At 70.0% G+C, this 18,555-nt stretch carries 20 protein-coding genes; 10 read left to right on the top strand and 10 right to left on the bottom strand.

Annotated elements, in window-relative coordinates; translation table 11 throughout:
• Positions 1-56 precede the first annotated feature (56 nt).
• The gene (locus ACS5PM_RS03320; RefSeq protein ID WP_439385378.1) at positions 57-1,520 is read right to left on the bottom strand and encodes a peptide MFS transporter; all 1,464 of its coding nucleotides are present in this window, start codon (positions 1,518-1,520) and stop codon (positions 57-59) included.
• A 207-nt stretch (positions 1,521-1,727) separates the two neighbouring features.
• On the opposite strand from ACS5PM_RS03320, the gene ACS5PM_RS03315 reads away from it, so the two are divergent.
• Positions 1,728-2,606 carry a dienelactone hydrolase family protein gene (locus tag ACS5PM_RS03315; RefSeq protein ID WP_439385376.1) on the top strand — a complete coding sequence of 293 codons (879 nt, stop codon included), beginning with the start codon at positions 1,728-1,730 and terminating at the stop codon, positions 2,604-2,606.
• Between the two features lie 62 nt (positions 2,607-2,668).
• Here ACS5PM_RS03315 and ACS5PM_RS03310 read toward each other — a convergent pair whose 3' ends face one another.
• The 5 genes from ACS5PM_RS03310 to ACS5PM_RS03290 form a co-directional block, all read right to left on the bottom strand.
• On the bottom strand, positions 2,669-3,097 hold the full coding sequence (locus ACS5PM_RS03310) for a CBS domain-containing protein (protein ID WP_439385374.1): 429 nt from the start codon (positions 3,095-3,097) through the stop codon (positions 2,669-2,671).
• Positions 3,098-3,265: 168 nt separating this feature from the next.
• The gene (locus tag ACS5PM_RS03305; RefSeq protein WP_439385372.1) at positions 3,266-4,066 is read right to left on the bottom strand and encodes a DUF2334 domain-containing protein; all 801 of its coding nucleotides are present in this window, start codon (positions 4,064-4,066) and stop codon (positions 3,266-3,268) included.
• A 23-nt stretch (positions 4,067-4,089) separates the two neighbouring features.
• Positions 4,090-5,286: a glycosyltransferase gene (locus ACS5PM_RS03300; protein WP_439385370.1), complete on the bottom strand. Its 1,197-nt coding sequence runs from the start codon at positions 5,284-5,286 to the stop codon at positions 4,090-4,092.
• The gene (locus tag ACS5PM_RS03295; RefSeq protein WP_439385368.1) at positions 5,273-5,692 is read right to left on the bottom strand and encodes a hypothetical protein; all 420 of its coding nucleotides are present in this window, start codon (positions 5,690-5,692) and stop codon (positions 5,273-5,275) included. Before ACS5PM_RS03295 ends, ACS5PM_RS03300 begins: the two co-directional genes overlap by 14 nt.
• A 50-nt stretch (positions 5,693-5,742) precedes the next feature.
• Positions 5,743-6,327 (bottom strand): hypothetical protein, encoded by a 585-nt coding sequence (locus ACS5PM_RS03290; protein WP_439385366.1) that lies wholly within the window; start codon positions 6,325-6,327, stop codon positions 5,743-5,745.
• Positions 6,328-6,460: 133 nt separating this feature from the next.
• On the opposite strand from ACS5PM_RS03290, the gene ACS5PM_RS03285 reads away from it, so the two are divergent.
• From ACS5PM_RS03285 to ACS5PM_RS03265, 5 genes are all read left to right on the top strand, one after another.
• Entirely contained in the window at positions 6,461-7,468 is a 1,008-nt protein-coding gene (locus ACS5PM_RS03285; RefSeq protein ID WP_439385364.1) for an SDR family oxidoreductase, read from the top strand.
• A 296-nt stretch (positions 7,469-7,764) separates the two neighbouring features.
• Positions 7,765-8,034, top strand: coding sequence for a GlsB/YeaQ/YmgE family stress response membrane protein (locus ACS5PM_RS03280; protein WP_439385362.1), 270 nt, complete (start codon positions 7,765-7,767; stop codon positions 8,032-8,034).
• Between the two features lie 10 nt (positions 8,035-8,044).
• Positions 8,045-8,545 (top strand): phage holin family protein, encoded by a 501-nt coding sequence (locus tag ACS5PM_RS03275; protein WP_439385360.1) that lies wholly within the window; start codon positions 8,045-8,047, stop codon positions 8,543-8,545.
• On the top strand, positions 8,511-9,527 hold the full coding sequence (locus tag ACS5PM_RS03270; RefSeq protein WP_439385358.1) for a lipocalin family protein: 1,017 nt from the start codon (positions 8,511-8,513) through the stop codon (positions 9,525-9,527). Before ACS5PM_RS03275 ends, ACS5PM_RS03270 begins: the two co-directional genes overlap by 35 nt.
• A gap of 26 nt (positions 9,528-9,553) precedes the next feature.
• Positions 9,554-9,904: a hypothetical protein gene (locus ACS5PM_RS03265; protein WP_439385356.1), complete on the top strand. Its 351-nt coding sequence runs from the start codon at positions 9,554-9,556 to the stop codon at positions 9,902-9,904.
• Between the two features lie 258 nt (positions 9,905-10,162).
• Here the strand turns inward: ACS5PM_RS03265 and ACS5PM_RS03260 are convergent, their stop codons facing one another.
• Both ACS5PM_RS03260 and ACS5PM_RS03255 read right to left on the bottom strand, forming a co-directional pair.
• Complete coding sequence (locus ACS5PM_RS03260; RefSeq protein ID WP_439385354.1) at positions 10,163-10,513, bottom strand: DUF2845 domain-containing protein; 351 nt, start codon at positions 10,511-10,513, stop codon at positions 10,163-10,165.
• A gap of 39 nt (positions 10,514-10,552) precedes the next feature.
• Positions 10,553-12,808 carry a response regulator gene (locus ACS5PM_RS03255; RefSeq protein ID WP_439385352.1) on the bottom strand — a complete coding sequence of 752 codons (2,256 nt, stop codon included), beginning with the start codon at positions 12,806-12,808 and terminating at the stop codon, positions 10,553-10,555.
• A 166-nt stretch (positions 12,809-12,974) separates the two neighbouring features.
• On the opposite strand from ACS5PM_RS03255, the gene ACS5PM_RS03250 reads away from it, so the two are divergent.
• Positions 12,975-13,634: an outer membrane beta-barrel protein gene (locus tag ACS5PM_RS03250; RefSeq protein ID WP_439385350.1), complete on the top strand. Its 660-nt coding sequence runs from the start codon at positions 12,975-12,977 to the stop codon at positions 13,632-13,634.
• A 55-nt stretch (positions 13,635-13,689) separates the two neighbouring features.
• Here ACS5PM_RS03250 and ACS5PM_RS03245 read toward each other — a convergent pair whose 3' ends face one another.
• Positions 13,690-14,019 (bottom strand): BON domain-containing protein, encoded by a 330-nt coding sequence (locus tag ACS5PM_RS03245; protein WP_439385348.1) that lies wholly within the window; start codon positions 14,017-14,019, stop codon positions 13,690-13,692.
• A 414-nt stretch (positions 14,020-14,433) separates the two neighbouring features.
• On the bottom strand, positions 14,434-15,051 hold the full coding sequence (locus ACS5PM_RS03240) for a hemerythrin domain-containing protein (RefSeq protein WP_439385346.1): 618 nt from the start codon (positions 15,049-15,051) through the stop codon (positions 14,434-14,436).
• Between the two features lie 302 nt (positions 15,052-15,353).
• Here ACS5PM_RS03240 and rpoN point away from each other — a divergent pair, with 302 nt between their 5' ends.
• From rpoN to ACS5PM_RS03225, 3 genes are all read left to right on the top strand, one after another.
• A complete protein-coding gene (gene rpoN / locus ACS5PM_RS03235; protein ID WP_439385344.1) occupies positions 15,354-16,778 on the top strand; it encodes an RNA polymerase factor sigma-54 in 1,425 nt (474 codons plus the stop codon).
• Between the two features lie 110 nt (positions 16,779-16,888).
• Positions 16,889-18,061 carry a zinc-dependent alcohol dehydrogenase gene (locus tag ACS5PM_RS03230; RefSeq protein WP_439385342.1) on the top strand — a complete coding sequence of 391 codons (1,173 nt, stop codon included), beginning with the start codon at positions 16,889-16,891 and terminating at the stop codon, positions 18,059-18,061.
• Between the two features lie 121 nt (positions 18,062-18,182).
• Positions 18,183-18,506, top strand: coding sequence for a hypothetical protein (locus ACS5PM_RS03225; protein WP_439385340.1), 324 nt, complete (start codon positions 18,183-18,185; stop codon positions 18,504-18,506).
• Positions 18,507-18,555 lie beyond the last annotated feature (49 nt).

Below are 18,555 nucleotides of genomic sequence, written 5' to 3'. Positions count from 1 at the left end.
CGCTTTGCTTGAGTCCTCTTGGGGGCTGGCTGGGCGCAGCCCGGCCCTGGCGAAAGTCAGTGAGCGGTCGCGGTCGCGGCCGTGGGCGTGACGGGCGCGCCTGTCTCCGGCGCCAGCAACCGGCCGAAGAGGAAGCGGCAGGCGAACAGCAGTGCCCCTGCGGCAGCGACCAGCGTCGCGTGCAAGGCCCAGAAGTCTCGGCCCGGCATGGTCTCCAGCAGCCCGGCGAGCCAGCCGACGAAGGTGTTGCCGAAGAACAGGTGCAGGTAGTACACGCCCAGCACCAGGCCTTCGAACCGCTTGGGCGACACGCGCGAGTACAGCGCGAGGCCGACCGGCAGGATGTTGGCGAAGCCGAAGTCGTTGACGATGGTGTAGCCGAGGGTCCAGACGAAGCTGACCTTCTCGCCCGTGGCCTCGACCAGGCTCGCGGCGATGGCGATCAGGGCGGGGCCGCCGGCCGCGAGCAGCGAGCCCAGGGCCATCTTGGTCAACTCGTCCGGCTCGCGGCGGCGATTGGCCCACCAGCGCCAGAAGGCGATGGAGGCGACCATGGTGGCGGTGCTGATCACTGCATCCACCGCCTGCAGCCAGGTCACCGGCACGTCCCAGCCGAACAACACCAGGTCCATGTGCTTCTGCGACCACAGCGGGAAGGCGTTCTGGTACTGCTGGTTGCCGACGATGGACAGCATCAGCACCGGCAGCAGGGCGATCAGGAGGCCGAAGCGCCCGATGTCGGCGCGGCTCATGCGGCTGGCCACGCCAGACTCGCCGCCCGCGGCGCGGGCCTTGCCCACCTTGGGCTCGGGCGGCAGCCAGCGCCGGCCGGCGAGGTAGACGAACAGCCCGATCACCATGCCCACGCCGGCGGCGCCGAAGCCCCAGTGCCAGGCCACTTTCTCGCCCAGCGTGCCGCACACGATGGGCGCCAGGATGACGGCGATCTGCACCGCGAGCATGAAGATCTGGAAGGCGCTCGCCCGGCGCTTGTCTTGCGGAGCGTAGAGATCGCCCACCTGCGCCGCGATGTTGCCCTTAAAGCAGCCCACCCCGATGAGCAGGCAGGCCAGGGCGGGCAGGAAACTCGCCTCGAAGGCCATCAGGAAGTGGCCGACCGCCATCAGGCTCGCGCCTATGACCACGGTCTTGGTTCGCCCCAGCCAGCGATCGGCGACCAGGCCGCCGAACAGGGGCGTGAGAAACACGAAGCCTGCATACAGGCCGAACACCGCGGAGGCCAGTTGCTGCGTCGTGCGCGGCCCCGTGACGCCCTCGATCATTCTTCGCAGGGCGTCGATGCCGGCGACCTGGCCGATGTGCTCAGGCAGGAACAGGTAGTTGGTCAGGTACAGCACCAGCAGCGCCTGCATGCCGTAGTAGGAGAAGCGCTCCCACAGCTCGCAGAAGGCCAGCCAGCCCAGGCCGGCAGGGTGCCCGAAGAAGGCGCGGTCGGCGCGCTCGCGAGGATCGTTGCTGCTGCCGGCGGAGGCTTCGGCGGTGGTCGAGTAGGTGGACACTGGACGGCTCGGATCTTGGGAAGCCGCGACTGTCGCGGAAAGAGCATGCAGGGACAAGTCGCGTGGACCCGCAGGCCTGCCGACGGCCTCGCGAGGAACGCGTTCGCGGCCGGGCTTGCCCGAAGGGCCTGAGCCTGCCGCGGCGCTGGGCTCGGCGTATGCTGCCCGCCTTCGGTGAACCCCCTCACTCAAGAAGGAGCGATGACGATGAGCGAATCAGCAGTGTCGGCCGGCGAGTTCTCGCGGCGCGATTTCGTGGCCGTGTCGATGGCCGGCAGCCTCGGTGCCGGTGTCGCCGGCAATGCCTCGGCGGCGACGCCGGTGTCGGACCAGGCGGTGACCATCAAGACGCCTGACGGCGAGTGCGACGCCTTGTTCATCCACCCGGCGACCGGGGCCCATCCCGGGGTGGTGCTCTGGCCCGATGCCTTCGGCGTGCGCCCGTCGGTGCGAGAGATGGCCAAGCGCCTGGCCGAGGACGGTTACGCCGTGCTGGTGCCCAACCCCTACTACCGCGTGTCGAAGGCGCCGCAGTACGAGAGCGCGGCCGGCATCGACTTCAAGGACAACGCGGTATGGGAGAAGCTCAAGCCCCTGCGCGACTCCATCAGCGCCGCCGGAGCGGCCGAGCGTGACACGGCGGCCTTCGTCGCCTACCTCGACAGCCAGCCCGCGGTGGACAAGGGGAAGAAGATCGGTACGCAGGGCTACTGCATGGGCGGGGCGCTGGCCCTGCGCACTGCCGCCGCCGTGCCCGCGCGCATCGGCGCAGTCGCCTCCTTCCACGGCGGTGGCCTGGTGACCGACAAGCCCGACAGCCCGCACCTGCTGGTGTCGAAGATCAAGGGCCGGGCGCTGGTCGCCATCGCGCAGAACGACGACCAGAAACAGCCGGACGCCAAGGACAAGCTGAAGCAGGCCTTCGCCGAGGCCAAGGTGCCGGCCGAGATCGAGGTCTATCCGGCGCAGCACGGCTGGTGCGTGCCCGACATGCCGGTCGAGAACGGCAAGCCGATCTACAGCAAGCCCGAGGCCGAACGCGCGTGGAGCCGGCTGCTGGTGCTCTACAAGGCCGGATTGGGCTGACGACCCGCCCCCCTCCCGGGTGGCTGCCCCTTGCGGGGCTTGGGCTGCGAACCGGCTCAGCCCTAGGCGGCCTTGCGCTGAGGCTCCGAGATGTCTCGCAGGGCATCGTCGGTGTGATGGTTCTGGCGCGTGGCCAGGTCACCGAGCGAGACGATGCCGACCAGCTCCTTGCGCTCGTTCATCACGGGCAGGCGGCGGATCTGGGCGTCGCCCATCATGCGCATCACTTCGTCGCTGTCCTGCGACTCGCTGGCGTACTTGATGTCGCGCGTCATGATGTCGGACACGCAGGCCGTGTCGGGCTTCAGGCCCGCGGCCACGCCGCGGATGGCGATGTCCCGGTCGGTGATCATTCCCAGCACCTGCCTGCCGTTGCAGACCGGCAGGGCGCCGACGTCGAGCTCCTGCATCATCCGCGCGGCCCGCTGCAGCGTGTCCTCGGGGCCGATCACCTGGGGGTTGGGGGACATGATTTCACTGACCTTGGACATGGCGGTACTCCTGGGAAAGGATGAAACAACAGGGCTCGTGGCCCCTCGATGAATCGGCAATCGACGGGCCCAGGGGCGTCTGCCGGGATCGCATGGAGGTGCCCCTGGCTCCAGTGGTCATCGGCGGGCGAGGGCCGGGCGCCCATCAAACCCGGCAGAGCATCGAATTCAGGCCGTGGCCATGGCACTCTGTGCACGCCGTCGCGGCGGCCGGGGATGCAGGTGCGCCGCCGCTTCATGCAGTCGCAAGGGGCGACGTTTCTGTTCGCGCAGGGTGCGCCGCAGGATTCGCCGCCAGCAGCGCCGCACGGCCGCGTGGTCGGCATCGCCCGGGTGCAACTCCAGTCGCAGCAGCGGTGCAGGAGTGAGCCACCAGGCGAGGGCGCTGTTCCACAGCACCGACAAGGCTCGCCGCCACCAGGAGCGGGTGCTGAACACCACGCTGCGCGCATGCAGGCGGCGCCGGCCCGGCCACGCCACGAGTTCCGTGAGGGTGCAGGTGTAGTCGAAGCCGGCTTGCTCGACCGCTTCCCACGAGGCATCGCTGAGCAGCCACGCCGGTGCGACGAAGCCACGCATGGGCAGGCGCAAGGCGTTCGCCCAGCGGCGGCCCAGGGAAAGGCGCTGGGCGGCCTCCTGCGCATCGAGCGCCGCGAACTCGCCTTCGCCGGCGGTGTACCAGCGACGCAGCAGGCGTTCGCGCCAGGAGGTGGGCGGCGGGGCTTCGTCCTGGTGGGTCAGCCCGTGCAGGGCCAGCTCGTGGCCGTGCTGCGCCTGATGATGCAGCCAGCGCACGAAGGTCGGCGTCGCGGGCTCTCCGTGCATCGCCGGCACGACGAGAAGGGTCAGCGGCACGCGCACTCGGGCGGCACGGGCTTCGGCCTGCACCAGGGTCATGAGGCGCTGGCAGGCGGCCCAGGTCGCCGGGGCCACATCGTGGATGACGACGGTCAGGTAGCGGCGGTTCATGAAGGGCAGCCCGGCGATGCGGGTCAGGCGTGGTGTGGCATGGGGCCGCGCGAAGACACGGCGCCGTCGCCATCGGCCTGTCGAGCCGGGCGCAGCAGCCGCTCGTACTGGCGCTCCCAGGCGTCGATGACCAGCGGCCAGTCGAGGCTGCGGGCGCGGGCCAGTGCGTTGCGGGTGGGTGCAGGGTCGGTCTGCTCCAGCGCCTCGCGGATCGCCTCGGCCCAATCGTCGGCGCGGCGCGAGCGCAGGGTGATCCCGGCGCCCTGGACCAGCTCGCCCAGGCCACCGCGGCCGCTGGCGACGACCGGCGTGCCGCACGCCATGGCCTCGAGCGCGGCCAGGCCGAAGGTCTCCTGGTCGCCGGCATGCACGAAGACGTCGGCGCTCGCCAGCAAGCGCGCCACGTGGCTGCGCTGCGAAGGGGGCTGCAGCACGTGGACTCCAGGCCCGCGCGGGGGACGCGGTCCACGGCCGATCGCCAGCAGCGCGTGCCCCGGTCCGAGCCGTTCGACGGCGCGGGCGGTGAGGTCCAGGTTCTTCTCGGGGGCGAAGCGCCCGGCGTAGACGATCAGCTTCGTGCCGGCGGCCAGGCCCAGGCGCTGCATCAGCGCGTGGCGCCACGCGGGGTCGTCGGCGCGCGGGGTGAATACCTGGCAATCGACGCCCAGGGGCTGCAGTCTGGCCTGGGTCACGCCGAGGGACTGCAGCGACTGCGTCAGCTCCCTGTTGGGCGCGAGCACGAGGTCGTATCGGCCGTAGAGATGGGCCAGGTAGCGGGCGGCCTGGTGTTCGGCCCAGCGACCGCGCCGCGTCTGGCGGCCATCGGCGCCGGCCAGCCAGCGCTGGGCCATCTGCGGCAGGTTGCTGTGGCAGAAGGCCACGGCGGGGACTTGCAGGCCGCGGGCTGCGTCCAGCACGGACCAGCCCAGGGTGTAGGGGTCGGCGGCTTCGATCAGGTCGGGCTCGGCGCGCTCGATGAGCCGGGCCGCATGGCCGCGGCGGACCACGAAACGGTAGCCGCCGGAGAAGGGAATCGGCACGCCGCCGCAATCGAGCATGCCCGGCCCGCCGCCGGCGCCGGGCGCCATCAGCGTGTGCCGCCAGCCCTTCGCGAGCAAGGCATCGCGCTTGGTCTGCAGGACCTGGCGCACTCCGCCCACGCCGTCACGCGACCAGAACATGGTCGCGTCGAGCAGGTGGTGTCCGTCAATGACTGCCACGGGCGGCCTCGGCGGCTTGCAGGGCCAGCGCGCGCCAGCAGGCGGCGACGCCGAATGCAAAGGCCTCGTCCCAGGCCGGAACGGCGCCGCTCGCGGCGACGACGATGCCATCCAGGCACACGCCGCCCCACAGCAGGCTCTCATCCGCTTCGAGCCGGTGTGGCTCCAGCCACTGCAGGCGCCTGCTGTCCATGCCGTGGCGCCAGCTCAGGCGGGCCTTGGCACGGGCGTAGGCGGCGTAGTCGACGTCCCAGCGATCGCGGTTGCCCACCGTCTGCTCGTGGACGATCGCCTGCTCGAAGCTCACGCCGCCCGGACGGGCCGCCGGATCGACCAGCACGAGATGCAAAACACCGAGGCCGCTGGTGGCCTGGTCGGCCAGCGCGGCCTCGATCGAGGGAAGCATGTGCGCCACGGCCCTCCGGGCCGTGGCGACGTCCGCAAAGCGGCTGTGGCTCACTTCGTCATCAGTTCCGGTCGCTGCGAGCGGCGCGGGCGCTCGTGTCGGACGAGTTGTTCGTCGACATGTCGCTGCTCGTGCTCGGGGTCGTGGAATAGCTGCTGGAGCTCGGGCTCGTCGTGCTCGGGGTCGTCATCGTGGATGACGAACTCGGGCTGGTCGTGGTGGTCGTGGTGGTGGAGCTGTCGTAGGTCGAGCCGGTCGAGCTGGGTGACGTGGTCGTGCTCGGGGAAGTCGTCGTGCTGGGAGAGGTCATCGTGCCCGTCGAGCTCGGGGCGGTCGTCGTGCTTCCCGGAGGCGCGGTCGTCGTCGCGCTGGTCGAGTTGGTGGTCGAGGTGGTGGTGTCGGGGCCGGTCGAGCCGGGGCTGCCGCTGTTGCCTTGCGCGACGGCTACGCCGGCGACAACCACAAGACAGGCCGCTGCCGCGGTGGTGAGGCGAGTGACAAGAGTGCTGTTCATTCCAAAGACTCCATGGTGCGTTGAGGAAAACGCTTCTTGCGCCCGATCGACTCAGACCGATCCGCGCCAAGCGCCGTGATGCTGTTGCAGCAATCGGCGTGCCGTTGACGGCGAGGTCCACGGCGCCATCACGGCCCGATAGCGGCACAAAGGTTCGGCAAGTTTTGCCGTTCTGCGCAGGCAAGGGCGGCGGTCCGCCGGCATGCACCCTGCCGGTATGAAGGACCCATCTGTCCCACCGAAGGAGCCCACACATGCCCAAGGCAAAGACACAGGACGACACGCTCAGGACCCAGCGCGAGATCCAGCAGCAGCAGGATCGCCAGGACAGCGCGTCAAAAGGTGGCCGCCAGCAAGGTGGCGGCCAGCAAAGTGGCCAGCCGGGCGGCGCGGTACAGGCCGGTGCGCGAGAGCAGCCCCAGAAGCTGCCGGCCCAGCACCTGCAGAAGCCGGGCCGCGAGGCGGACCTGCAGTTGAGGCCACGCTTCGAAGCGCCCGACTACCGCGGCAGCGGCAAGCTGGAAGGCCTGACGGCCATAGTGACCGGCGCCGACTCCGGCATCGGCCGCGCGGTCGCGGTGCTGTTCGCGCGCGAGGGCGCGGACGTCGCCGTGGCCTATCACTCGTCGCATGGCGATGCAGAGGAAACCAAGCGTTACGTCGAGGCCGAAGGGCGCCGCTGCCTGCTGCTGTCCGGCGACGTGAAGGACTCGGACTGGTGCCGCGAAGCCGTGGAACGCACGGTCAAGGAGTTCGGCCGGCTCGACGTGCTGGTCAACAACGCCGCCTTCCAGGAACATGCCTCGTCACTGGAGGACATCGACGACCGCCGGCTCGAGGAGACGCTGCAGACCAACATAGGCGGCTACTTCCGCATGGCTCGCGCGGCGCTGCCTTACCTCAAACGCGGCGCGTCGATCATCAACACCGGTTCGGTCACCGGCCTCGAAGGCAGCGAGAAGCTGCTCGACTACTCGGCCACCAAGGGCGCCATCCACGCCTTCACCAAGTCGCTGGCGAGCAACCTCATGGAGCGCGGCATCCGCGTCAACGCCATCGCGCCCGGCCCGGTCTGGACGCCGCTCAACCCAGCTGACAGCCCCGCCGACAAGGTCGCCCAGTTCGGCCAGAGCACCGACATGAAACGCGCCGCCCAGCCCGAGGAACTTTCCCCCGCCTACGTCTTCCTCGCCTCCCCCGTCTGCTCCGGCTACATCAGCGGCATCGTCTTGCCCATCACGGGCAGCGTCGGGGCCATATGACTGTCGACCCCCACGGCCCCTCCCGGGGCCTGCCCCCCAAGGGGGCTCGCGCAGCGGACCGGCAAAGCCGGATCCGCGCACGCCCTGGTAGGGAGCGGCGCTGCGCGCGCTCGGAGGGCAGGCCCCTGCCAGGGCCTGCCCAGGGTGCGATGCGGTCCGCAGGGCCGGGCTTGCGCACGGCTTCGATGGAGGGGCGCGGGGCGGGGAGAGGAGGCTGCAGGCCCCCGGCACACCCCTTGCCACAGTGCTCACCACAGGTCCCTTTACAACCTTTCCTCACCTCCAAGGAGTACACCATGAACTTGATCGTCTGGCTTGTTGTTGGCGGTCTGCTCGGCTGGGTTGCCAGCATGATCATGCGCACGGATGCCCAGCAGGGCGTGATCCTGAATGTCATCGTCGGTATCGTCGGCGCCCTCTTGGGCGGATGGTTCATCTCGCCGCTGGTCGGCGTGCCCACCATCAACCAGGGGTCGTTCAGCGCAGGAGCGTTGCTGGTGTCGCTGGTCGGCGCAGTGATCCTGCTGGCGATCGTGAACCTGGTCCGTCGCGGCACCACCCGCTAGCAAGCGCAGCATGGCCGGCAGCGCTCCAGCGGACGGTGGCGGCGGCGACGAAGCCGCCAGTGCATCGCTGCTGGACAGCCTGCAGGCCTTGCTGCACGAGCTGCCCGGCCTGATCAGCGATCGGGTCGAGCTCTTCGCGCTCGAGCTGGCCCGCGCAGGGCGGGCGCTCGGGCGCATCGTGGCCTGGCTCGTGGCCATCGCCATCGTCGGTGTGACGGCATGGCTGGCCTTGTGGGCCGGTGTGGTCGTCGGGCTGATCCAGCTCGGCCTGCACTGGGCGTTGGCGCTGCTGCTTGTGCTGGCGATCAACCTGGGGGCCGTGATCGTCGGCCTCAAGGAGGTTCGCCGCCTGGCCACGAGGCTCAGCCTGCCGGCCACGAGGCGCCACCTCACGATGGCGGGCTCCGTCAGGCCGCCGCCCGAGCGGCCGCCTGCCGTTTCAACCGCAGCCCCGCCGCCGGCGGGCCCCCTCAACGATGGACCTCCTCAGCAGCAGCCCGCTCACCCGTGAACGGCCGCCGGACGCCGGCGAGCTCGATCTCGACGAGCGCATCCGGCTGGCCGAGCTGGCCCTGATTTCCCGCGACGAGCGCGTGAGCGGGCTGGTGTCCGGCCTGGGACAGCGCGTGCGACGGGCTCGGCGTCCCGCGCGATGGCTGCCCCCGCTGCTGGGCGGCGTGGCGCTGTTCCTCTGTGGTTGGTGGCTGTGGCGACGCCTGCGGCGAGAGCCGGCGCACCATCACGAAATCAGCGCGAGGCCCGGCCACGAAAGCCGCGGCCGGCGCTCGCACAGCCGGTTCAGCCTGTGGGAGGGCCTGGCGCTGGCCTGGCCTCTGCTGCCCGAGGCCTGGCGCGCGCGCTGGGGCCCGACCTCCACCAGTGCCCTGTTCAACTTCGGCGGCGCCCTGGTGCGCAAAGTGACGGGACACGAGCGGTTCGTTCCGCCGCCACCCGGTCCATCCGCCGCCACGTCGCACCCGCCCGTGCCTTCGGGTTCCGTTCCCGCCGCGCCGGCGGGGCCGACGTGGCCGCCACTGCGCACCGTCGCGTACGTGGATCTCGGCCGCTATGCAGGCACCTGGCACGAGATCGCCCGCCTGCCCAACCCGTTCGAGCAGCCCTGCGCCGGCCAGCCTCTGGCCACCTACGCCTTGAGCAACCGCAACGGGCTGGCCGTGACCAATCGATGCCGAGGTGCCGACGGCCGCGAGCGCCTCGTGCAGGGTGAGGCGCGGGTCGTTCCCGGCAGCAACGGCGCCCGCCTGAAAGTCAGTTTCCTGCCGACCTGGTTGCGCTGGCTGCCGTTCGGATGGGGCGACTACTGGATCCTGCACCTGGACGAGGGCTACACCGTGGCGCTGGTCGGTGAGCCGACGCGGCGCTCCCTGTGGCTGCTGGCCCGCCGTCCGCACCTCGACGCCGAGACCTTGCATCAGCTGGTCGGCGTGGCGCGCGCCCAGGGCTTCGCGGTGGAACGTCTCGTCTTCAATTGAACCTGGACAGGCAGACGGAGTCGCACATGAACCAAGAGCAGGCCGACAGCCGCGTGAAGGGCCAGACCATCCGCTTCACCTGGAACGAGGGCCCCACGCAAGGCAAGACCCACGAGCACGTCTTCCATCCCGACGGCACGGTCGAGTGGCATGCGGTGCCGGCGGCAGACGATGCCGAAAAAAGCGCCCCCTCCGCGGATCGCCCCCGCTACGCCGCCCTGGCCGTCGGCGACGACGTGTGCCTGGTGTCCTACCTCTCGAAGTCAGGCTACACCCTGACCGTCGCGCTCTGCTTCACCGACCAGAGCCTCTCCGGCTTCGCCTCCAACGACAAGACCTGGGTCCCCGTCAAAGGCTTCTTCGAAGTCGCCGACTGACCCCCCCAACCCCACTCCCTCCACCCCGCGCCTCTCGGGCACGCCCCGGCAGGGTCGTGCCCCCGAGCGCGCGCAGCGCCGCTCCCTCCAGGGCGTGCGCGGATCCGGCTCTGCCGGTCCGCTGCGCGAGCCCCCATGGGGGGGCAGCCCCCGGCAGGGGCGTGGGGGCCAACATGTCCTGCGCGGATCCGGCTCTGCCGGTCCGCTGCGCGAGCCCCCTCGGGGGGCAGGCCCCGGGAGGGGCCGTGGGGGCCCAATTCACTGCGGCCCCTGGCCGTAGCGAATCGACTGCACCACCCCGGCCTTGAAGCGCACGGTGGCCATGAGGTTGCCGGGGCCGCGGTCGTAGACCCATTCCTCGACCGGCTGGCAGGGCAGCATCGCGCCGGCGATCGGCTCGGGCACGGGCTGCAGTGCGGGGCCCACCACCCAGGGCGCGCAGTAGCTGTCCCTCAGCAGGGGCTGGCCGCACTTGTGCAGCACGGCCAGCCGTGAATCGCCTTCGGCCGCGCTGCTGCCGTTGCATCGCAGGGATTCGGCGTGGGCCAGCGGAGCGGCCAGGACGGCCGCCAGCAGCGCGGCGGGCCAGCGGGGATCGTGGGCATTCATGGCAAGGACACTCTCCTGCTGAAGCGCCCATTGTGATCTTCAGGACGCCGGCCGTGCCGCCACCGCGCCGCGCAGGGCGCTCACCAGGTCATGGGGGCTGCAGGGCTTGTGCAGCAGAGGGAACTGCTCCACCGGCACCCGCGTCTGGCTGTACCCGGTGATCAACACGATGGGCAACTGGGGAAAGCGTTGCCGCAGGGTCTGGGCGAGCGAGATGCCGTCCATGCCGCCCGGCATCACGATGTCCGACAGCACGGCATCGAAAGGCGGCTCGCTGTCGACCAGGCCCAGCGCCTGTTCGCCGCTGCGCGCCAGCTGCACCACGCTGCCGTACGAACGAAGCAGCGCGCCGGTCACGTCGCCCAGGGTCTCGTTGTCCTCGACCACCAGCACGCGCAGGCCGGACAGGTCGGACGACGCCGCGGTGCTCGTCGTCATCTCGCGGGCCGGTGAGGGGGCTGCGGTGGTGATGCCTTCGGCCGGCAGCAGCAAGGTGACCGTGGTGCCCAGGCCCGGCGTGCTGGCGATGCGGGAGAGGCCGCCGGCCTCGGCACAGAAGCCATGCACCTGGCTCAGGCCCAGGCCGCTGCCGCGTCCGGTCGGCTTGGTGGTGAAGAAGGGTTCGAAGACGCGGCTGGCGACGCCTTCGTCGATGCCGTGGCCGTCGTCTGTGAAGGTGATGGCCACGTAGTGCCCGGGCGGCAGGTCCGGGGCTTCGTCCGCCAGGGCGTTGCGCGCCTCCAGCCAGACGTGTCCGCCTTCAGGGCCGGGCTGCTGAAGGGCGTCGCGGGCATTCAGGGCCAGGTTGATGAGCGCCAACTCGAGCTCTCCCGCGTCAGCGACGATGGGACGCGTGCCGGGCTCGATTTGCACCTCTACGGCGATGCGCTTGCCCACGACGATCTGCAGCAGCTCGCGCATGTCGGGCAGGGCGAGGGCCAGGTCCATGCGCTCGGGCCGGGTGGCATGCCGGCCGGCAAAGCGCAGCAGGTGCTGCGTCAGGCGCCGGCCGGCCTCCACCGCACGCATCGTCGCGCCGAGCGGCGCCTGCAGCTCGGGCATCTGCTCGGTGCGGCGCTCGATGAGGTAGGCGCTGTTGCTGATCACCCCCAGCAGATTGTTGACGTCGTGGGCGACGCCCCCGGTGAGCCGGCCAAGTGCCTCGACGCGCTGGTTGGTGGAGGCTCGCTGCTCGGCCTCCCGCGTGCGGGCGATCGCCTCTTCCACACGATGCTCCAGTTCGCTGTGCGCATCGCGCATCGCACGGGCGGCCTCGGCCATCGCGGCGCCGACCCGGTCCAGCTCCACCACGCCGGAGTGCAGCGGCCCGACGGGCTCGCCGGCCTGCATGCTCGCGGCCATCTGCTCCAGCTGCTCGACCGGCCGCGCGATGCGGCGCGAAATCCACAGCGCCCCGCCGCAGGCCAGGGCCAGCAAGATCGCGCCGCCGGCGACCACCTGGAACACGGCGGCGGGCACCCGGCCGTTGAATTCGTCCTCGGGCATGGCGGTGGCGAAGGTCCAGCCCTGCGGCGAGGTGCTGTAGTAGCCCACCATCGGCCGGCCGTCCAGGGCCCGACCCTGGTAGAGGCCCTCGCGGGCCGCGGTGAGTTGCTGGCGCATCTCGGGCGTCACCGGGCGCCCGACGTACCGGGCCGCATCGGGATGCCGGGCCACGACGGTGCCTCGGTTGTCGACCACCGTGGCCACCCAACCGGTGGGCAGGTGCTGCTCGTCGATGATGTGCTGCAGTTCGGACGGCAGCAGTGTCACGGCCAGCTCGACGACGGTCCGCCCACGGCGTTGAACCGGCTGCACGACGGCCGCCCGCCAGTTCTCGCCGGCTCCACCGAGTTCCAGCGAGCCGACGGCGGGATGCTCGCCCAGGGCCGAGCTGCCCGCCCGCGCGGGTGCGGAGGCCGGCGAGGAGGCCGCATCGGACGCCGACCGGGTGCTGAGCAGCAGCCCGTCGACCGATCGCAACTCGACCCAGCCGGACAGGCCCTGCATCGCGTGGCGCGCTTGCCGCTCGAACAAGGCCAGCTGCTGCGGCCCGAGCGATGGGGCGTCGTCGAGCGCGACCGACATCGACAGCGTCCGCGCGATGGCCGCGCGCTGGGTCAGTTCACGGTCGACCACCATCGACAGCGCGCCGGCGGTGTCGCGAAACCCCCGCTCCAGGGCCGCCCGCTCGGCCTGGAAGGCATCCGCCATCACCCACAGCGCCCCGGCCATGGCCGGCAGCAGCACGGACATCACGAGCAGGAGCAGGCGGGAGCGGATCGAGATCGGCATGGGAAGCGACGCAAGGCGCGACGGACTTTAGTGGAGGAACCGTCCGTCGTCAGGAGAGGAACTGTCGGTGTGATCCATGCGGCGTCGTCCGACATCTGCGGGGCATTGCGTTTGCCACCATGTTGCCGAGAGATGTCCGACGCGCTTCATGTTGAAAGGACGTGTCATGGGTACGCTTCGAGGTTGCAAGCGTCTGGCGCCGGCCCGGCGTGGCCTTTGTGCCTTGTCGGCGGCTCTGCTTCAATCCCTCGCTCTGGCTCAAGGACCGGCCACGGCCCCCGCACCCGGTACGGAGCCGGAAGCGCGCGTACCGGAAGGCAGCTTCCTTCTGACGCCGGCCGACAAGCGCGCCTGGCTGGGCATCGATTTCGGCCAGGCCCGCTACTCCACCGGATGCGGCTTCGGCGGCTACCGCTGCAAGAACCCTGATCTCGCCGGGCGTGCCCACATCGGCGGACTTTTCAACCGCTACCTCGGAGCCGAGATCGGCTACCTGCACCTGGGCGACGCCGATCGCGCTGGCGGCACGACCTCGGCCAAGGGGATCAACTTCAGCCTGCTCGGTCGCTGGCCCGCCGGGGCCTTCAGCGCCCACCTCAAGCTCGGTGCGACCTACGGTCGCAGCGAAGTGACGGCCGATCCCCTTTCGGGCGTGCCGACCGGCCGCGCCAAGGGCTGGGGTGCCTCCTACGGGGCCGGCGTGAGCTACGAGGTCGCGCGCAGTTCCGCGCTCGTCATCGAATGGGAACGGCACGACATGCGCTTTCCAGGTGTCGGCAAGCATGAGGTCCAGCTGACGACCTTTGGCTATCGCTACCAGTTCTAGCCCGCATGACAAAAGGGCCGGCAAGCCGGCCCTTTGGCTGGGGCAGGCTTGATCCTCACTGAGGCGCGCGCACGACGATGTCGTTGCGGACCGACTTCACGTCCGGCACCGCGGCGGCGATCTCGCCGGCCTTGGCCTTCTCCGACGAGCTGGTCGCGAAGCCCGACAGCTGCACCGTGCCATTGAGCGTCGTGACATCGATGCGCATGGCACTGACCATCGGATCCTCGGCCATGCGCGTCTTCACACGCGCAGTGATGGTCTTGTCGTCGACGTACTGGCCGACGCTGCTCTGGCCGCTGGTCACTGCGCAGCCGGCCATGGTGGACAAGGTCACCACGCCGGTGGCCACCATCATCGCGACGATCAGGGAATGCTTGTTCATGGAATGCTCCGTGAAGTTGTCGGGGAACCCTGTATCGGCAAACGGCGGGCCTGGACTGTTGGCCCCCACGGCCCCTCCCGGGGCCTGCCCCCCGAGGGGGCTCGCGCAGCGGACCGGCAGAGCCGGATCCGCGCACGCCCTGGAAGGAATGCGGCAAGGCGCCTGTGGCGCCTTGCGCATTCAGGGGACCTGAGGCCCTTTGCCGGGGGCTGCCCCCGAGGGGGCTCGCGCAGCGGACCGGCGGAGCCGGATCCGCGCAGGAGATGTTGGCCCCCACGCCCCCTGCCGGGGGCTGCCCCCCGAGGGGGCTCGCGGCGGACCGGCAGAGCCGGATCCGCGCACGCCCTGGAAGGAATGCAACAAGGCGCCTGCCGGCGCCTTGTGCATTGAGGAGCGGTTGACCCCAGTGGAGGCTCAGATCTTTCGGGAGGTGATCGAGCCGGATTCGTAGCGGGGGGGTTCGTGGCCGGTGAGGAGGAGGCCGGTTTCGTCGGTGGGCAGGAGGCTGTTGGGGCCGGTCAGGGTGTCGTGGGTGCCCTCTTCGGTCTGCAGGGCCTCGCGGCGCTCCATGAACTCGTTGCACAGGCCCTCCCAGTCGAGCTTGGCGCGCTTGAGCTGGGGAAAGAGTTCGCCTTCTTCTTCCTTCACGTGGTGCAGCACGTACTCGCACAGGACGGCGAAGCGGGCCGAGAACTTGTCGTCCACGGCGCTGGCGGAGTCCAACTGGTCGCCGAGGTAGCGCACGATCTCGTGCTCGATCTCGGCTTCGTCGACGGCCTCGGCCTCGCCCACGATGGGGCGCATCACCGGATAGATGAGTTCTTCCTCGAGCGTCGAGTGCACTCGCAGCAGCGAGAGGGTGCGGCGCACGATCGATTCGCACTGGTCGCCGTTGCGGTCGGCGTCCAGCCGCAGGAACTCGCGGTACGCGCGCTTGATTCGCCGGTGGTCTTCCTTCAGCACGTCGATGATGTGGCTGCGGGCGGCGGTGGCGGCTCGCGTGACACGCGTGCTCTTGGTCGAGTCGGGCATGGTGGTTTCTCCTCGGGCCCGGCGAGCCCGTTCGACCCTGGCACGGCAAGTGCCGTGCCACAGGCAAACGCCTGTCGAGGCGTGGAAAGCGCTACCTGCCAGACGCAGGGCAGGGTTTACGGCAAGCCCGTATCCGGCTCACGAGGACCGGACGTAGGCGGTCTGATGATTCCTTCCGCGTCAAGGCAGCGTATTCAATCAAGGATGTGGCGAATTGACGCCGCACAAACCTTTGCGTGAGCATGGACGGCGACGGTCGTTTGCGCCCTTGCAATCTGGCTAGGTGCAGGAGACCAGGAAAAATGAGTTCCCTCGAACTTCGGGCCGATCACCGGCAGACCCAGACACTTTCCCCGAGACTGCAGCACGCGGTCAGGCTGCTGCAGATGTCGTCGCTCGACTTCGCGGCCATCGTGCGAACCAAGCTGGGCGAGAACCCGTTCCTCGAAGAGGAGGATCCGGCCGAGCCCGGCAGTACCCTCGCTGCCGAAACCGGCATCGCAGGTGCCGATGGAGAGGTCGGCGAAGGCGGCGTCTCCATGGACCCGGCCGACGGCGATGACCGCGCGCTGTGGCAGGCCGACCAGGCAGGCCTGGCCCGAAGGGCCGAGGACGGCGATCTCTCGGCCCTCGACATGATGGCGGTGGAGACCACGCTGCAGATGCATCTGCACGGTCAGCTCAACGTCCTGCCGCTGCAGCCGCGAGACCTGATGCTGGCGCGCACGCTGGTCGAATCGCTGGACGACGACGGCTACTTGCGAGCGCCCCTGGAAGAGCTGGCCCAGATCGCGCCGCTGAATCCGCCGGCGACGATGGAGGAGATGCAGATTGCCCTGCGTCGCGTGCAATCGCTGGATCCGCCGGGCGTCGGCGCGCGCAGCGTCGCGGAGTGCCTGGAGCTGCAGCTGCCAGCCATCGACTGCCCGCAGATTCGCGCCCTCGCCAAGGCCATCGTGCAGGAGCATCTGCCGGCCCTGGCGGCGCGAGACGTCACCGCCCTGGCCTCGCGGCTGGGCGCGAGCGCCAGCCGCGTCAAGGAGGCTTGCGAGCGCATTCGAAGGCTGGACCCGCGGCCCGGCTGGCGCTTCGGCTCGGCCAACATCGCCTACGTCATCCCGGACGTGGTGGTGAAGAGGCTGCGCCATCAGTGGTCGGTTCAGCTCAACCCGGCGGTGGTGCCACGCATCCGCCTGAACCGGGTCTACGCCGAGCTGTTCCAGCGCCACCGCAAGGCCGAGAACGCCGACATGGCCGGCCACCTGGAAGACGCGCGCTGGACGTTGCGCAACGTGGAGCAGCGTTTCTCCACCATCCTCGACGTGGCCGGCGCCATCGTGCGGCGCCAGCGCCACTTCCTCGAGTACGGCCCGATGGCGATGAAGCCCTTGCTCCTTCGCGAGATCGCGCTGGAGTGCGGGGTCCACGAGTCCACGGTGTCGCGGGTGACGAACAACAAGTACATGGCCACGCCGGTCGGGGTGTTCGAACTCAAGTACTTTTTCTCGCGCGCCATCGTCTCGTCCAACGGCAGCGCCTGCTCGGGCACCGCCATCCGCGGCCTGATCAAGGACATCATCGAAGCCGAGACTCCGGGCCATCCGCTGTCGGATGCGGAGATCCGGCGCCAGCTGGTCGGCCAGGGGTTGAACGTCGCCCGGCGCACGGTCACCAAGTACCGGCAGATGCTGCACATCGAGTCGGTGGAGAAAAGGCGCAGGCGATAGGAGCCGCAGGCTCCGGCTGCCTCGGGCGGGCCGTGCATCCGCAGGCCGCAAACGCCTGCGCTGCCGGCATCCCGGTTGCCGGATGTGTGGACTTTTGCGAAAGGAAGTCCATGCGCGCTCTGACCTACCACGGCACGCGCGACGTCCGCGTCGAGACCGTGCCGGATCCCATCGTCCAGCACCCGCAGGACATCCTGCTGCGGGTGACGGCCACCGCCATCTGCGGCTCCGACCTGCACCTGTACCGCGGCAAGGTCCCCGGCCTGAAGGAGGGCGACATCCTCGGGCACGAGTTCATGGGCATCGTCGAGGAAACGGGGCCCGAGGTGACGCGCGTGCGGCGAGGCGACCGGGTCGTCGTGCCCTTCGTCGTCGCCTGCGGCGAGTGCTACTTCTGCCAGCGGCGGCTGTTCGCTGCCTGCGAGACCACCAACGATGGCCGCGGCGCCATCCTGAACAAGAAGGATCTCCGCTCCGGCGCCGCGATGTTCGGCTACACGCACCTCTATGGCGGCCTGGCGGGCGGGCAGGCCGAGTACGTGCGCGTGCCCATGGCCAACACCGGCCCGCTGCCGGTGCCGGACGCGCTGTCGGACGCGCAGGTGCTGTTCCTGTCCGACATCCTGCCGACCGGCTACCAGGCCGTCGTCAATGCCGAGGTCGGGCCGGGGCGCACGGTGGCTATCTTCGGTGCCGGACCGGTGGGCATGATGGCCGCCGCCTGCGCGCGCATGCTCGGGGCCGACCGCATCTTCATGGTCGACCATCACCAGTACCGGCTGGACTTCGCCCGGCAGACCTGGGGCGTGGAGCCGGTCCACTTCGAACGCATCGAGGATCCGGCGCAGCACATCATCGAGCAGACGCAGTTCCGCGGCGTGGATGCGACCGTGGACGCGGTGGGCTTCGAAGCCAAGGGCAGCCGGCTCGAGACGGTGATGACCACGCTCAAGATGGAGGGCTCCAGCGGCAGCGCGCTGCGCCAGGCCATGGCCGCCACGCGGCGCGGGGGCATCGTCAGCGTGCCCGGCGTCTATGCCGGCTTCATCCACGGCTTCCTTTTCGGCGACGCCTTCGACAAGGGCCTGAGCTTCCGCATGGGCCAGACGCACGTGCAGCAGCACATGCCCGAGCTGCTGGAGCGCATAGGCAAGGGTGAACTCAGGCCCGAGCAGATCGTCAGCCACCAGCTGCCGCTGGAGGAGGCAGCCCTGGGCTACGAGCTGTTCGCCACCAAGGCGGAAGACTGCCGCAAGGTCGTGTTGACTCCCGGTCCCGCCTGAGCCCCAGTGCGGCACGCGGGCGGGTGACGTTCCCAGGGCTCGCGACAAGCGGTGACTTGGCGCCGCCGCCGGTACGCGGCTTGCCCAGAGTCCTGGACCTACCGTCTGAGGAGCCCTCACCATGGCCAGCGAAATGCCCTTGCCCAACAACCCGACGATGTCGCCGCTCGGCACGTCCAACGACAGCGACATGCTCGGCGGCAACAACGGCGCCGCGATGGACCGCCGCTTCGAGCGCGTGGTCAGCAGCGCGCACGAGGCCGTCGACACGGCCGCCGAATCCGTGCAGCAGGCCGCCGAGAAGCTGCGCACCCAGGCCCAGCGCTTCTCGGACCTCGAACAGCAAGCCGCCGACGCCGCCCGCGTCCGAATCCGCGAAAGCCCCCTGGCCTACATCGGCGGCGCGCTGCTGCTGGGCGTGCTCATCGGGCGCATGTCCCGGTGAACTTGAGCCCCCACGGCCCCCTGCCAGGGGCCTGCCCCCCGAGGGGGCT

This window comes from Ideonella flava (assembly GCF_051857595.1).
GTDB lineage: Bacteria > Pseudomonadota > Gammaproteobacteria > Burkholderiales > Burkholderiaceae_C > Ideonella.
This window is presented reverse-complemented; position numbering and strand designations above follow the sequence as displayed.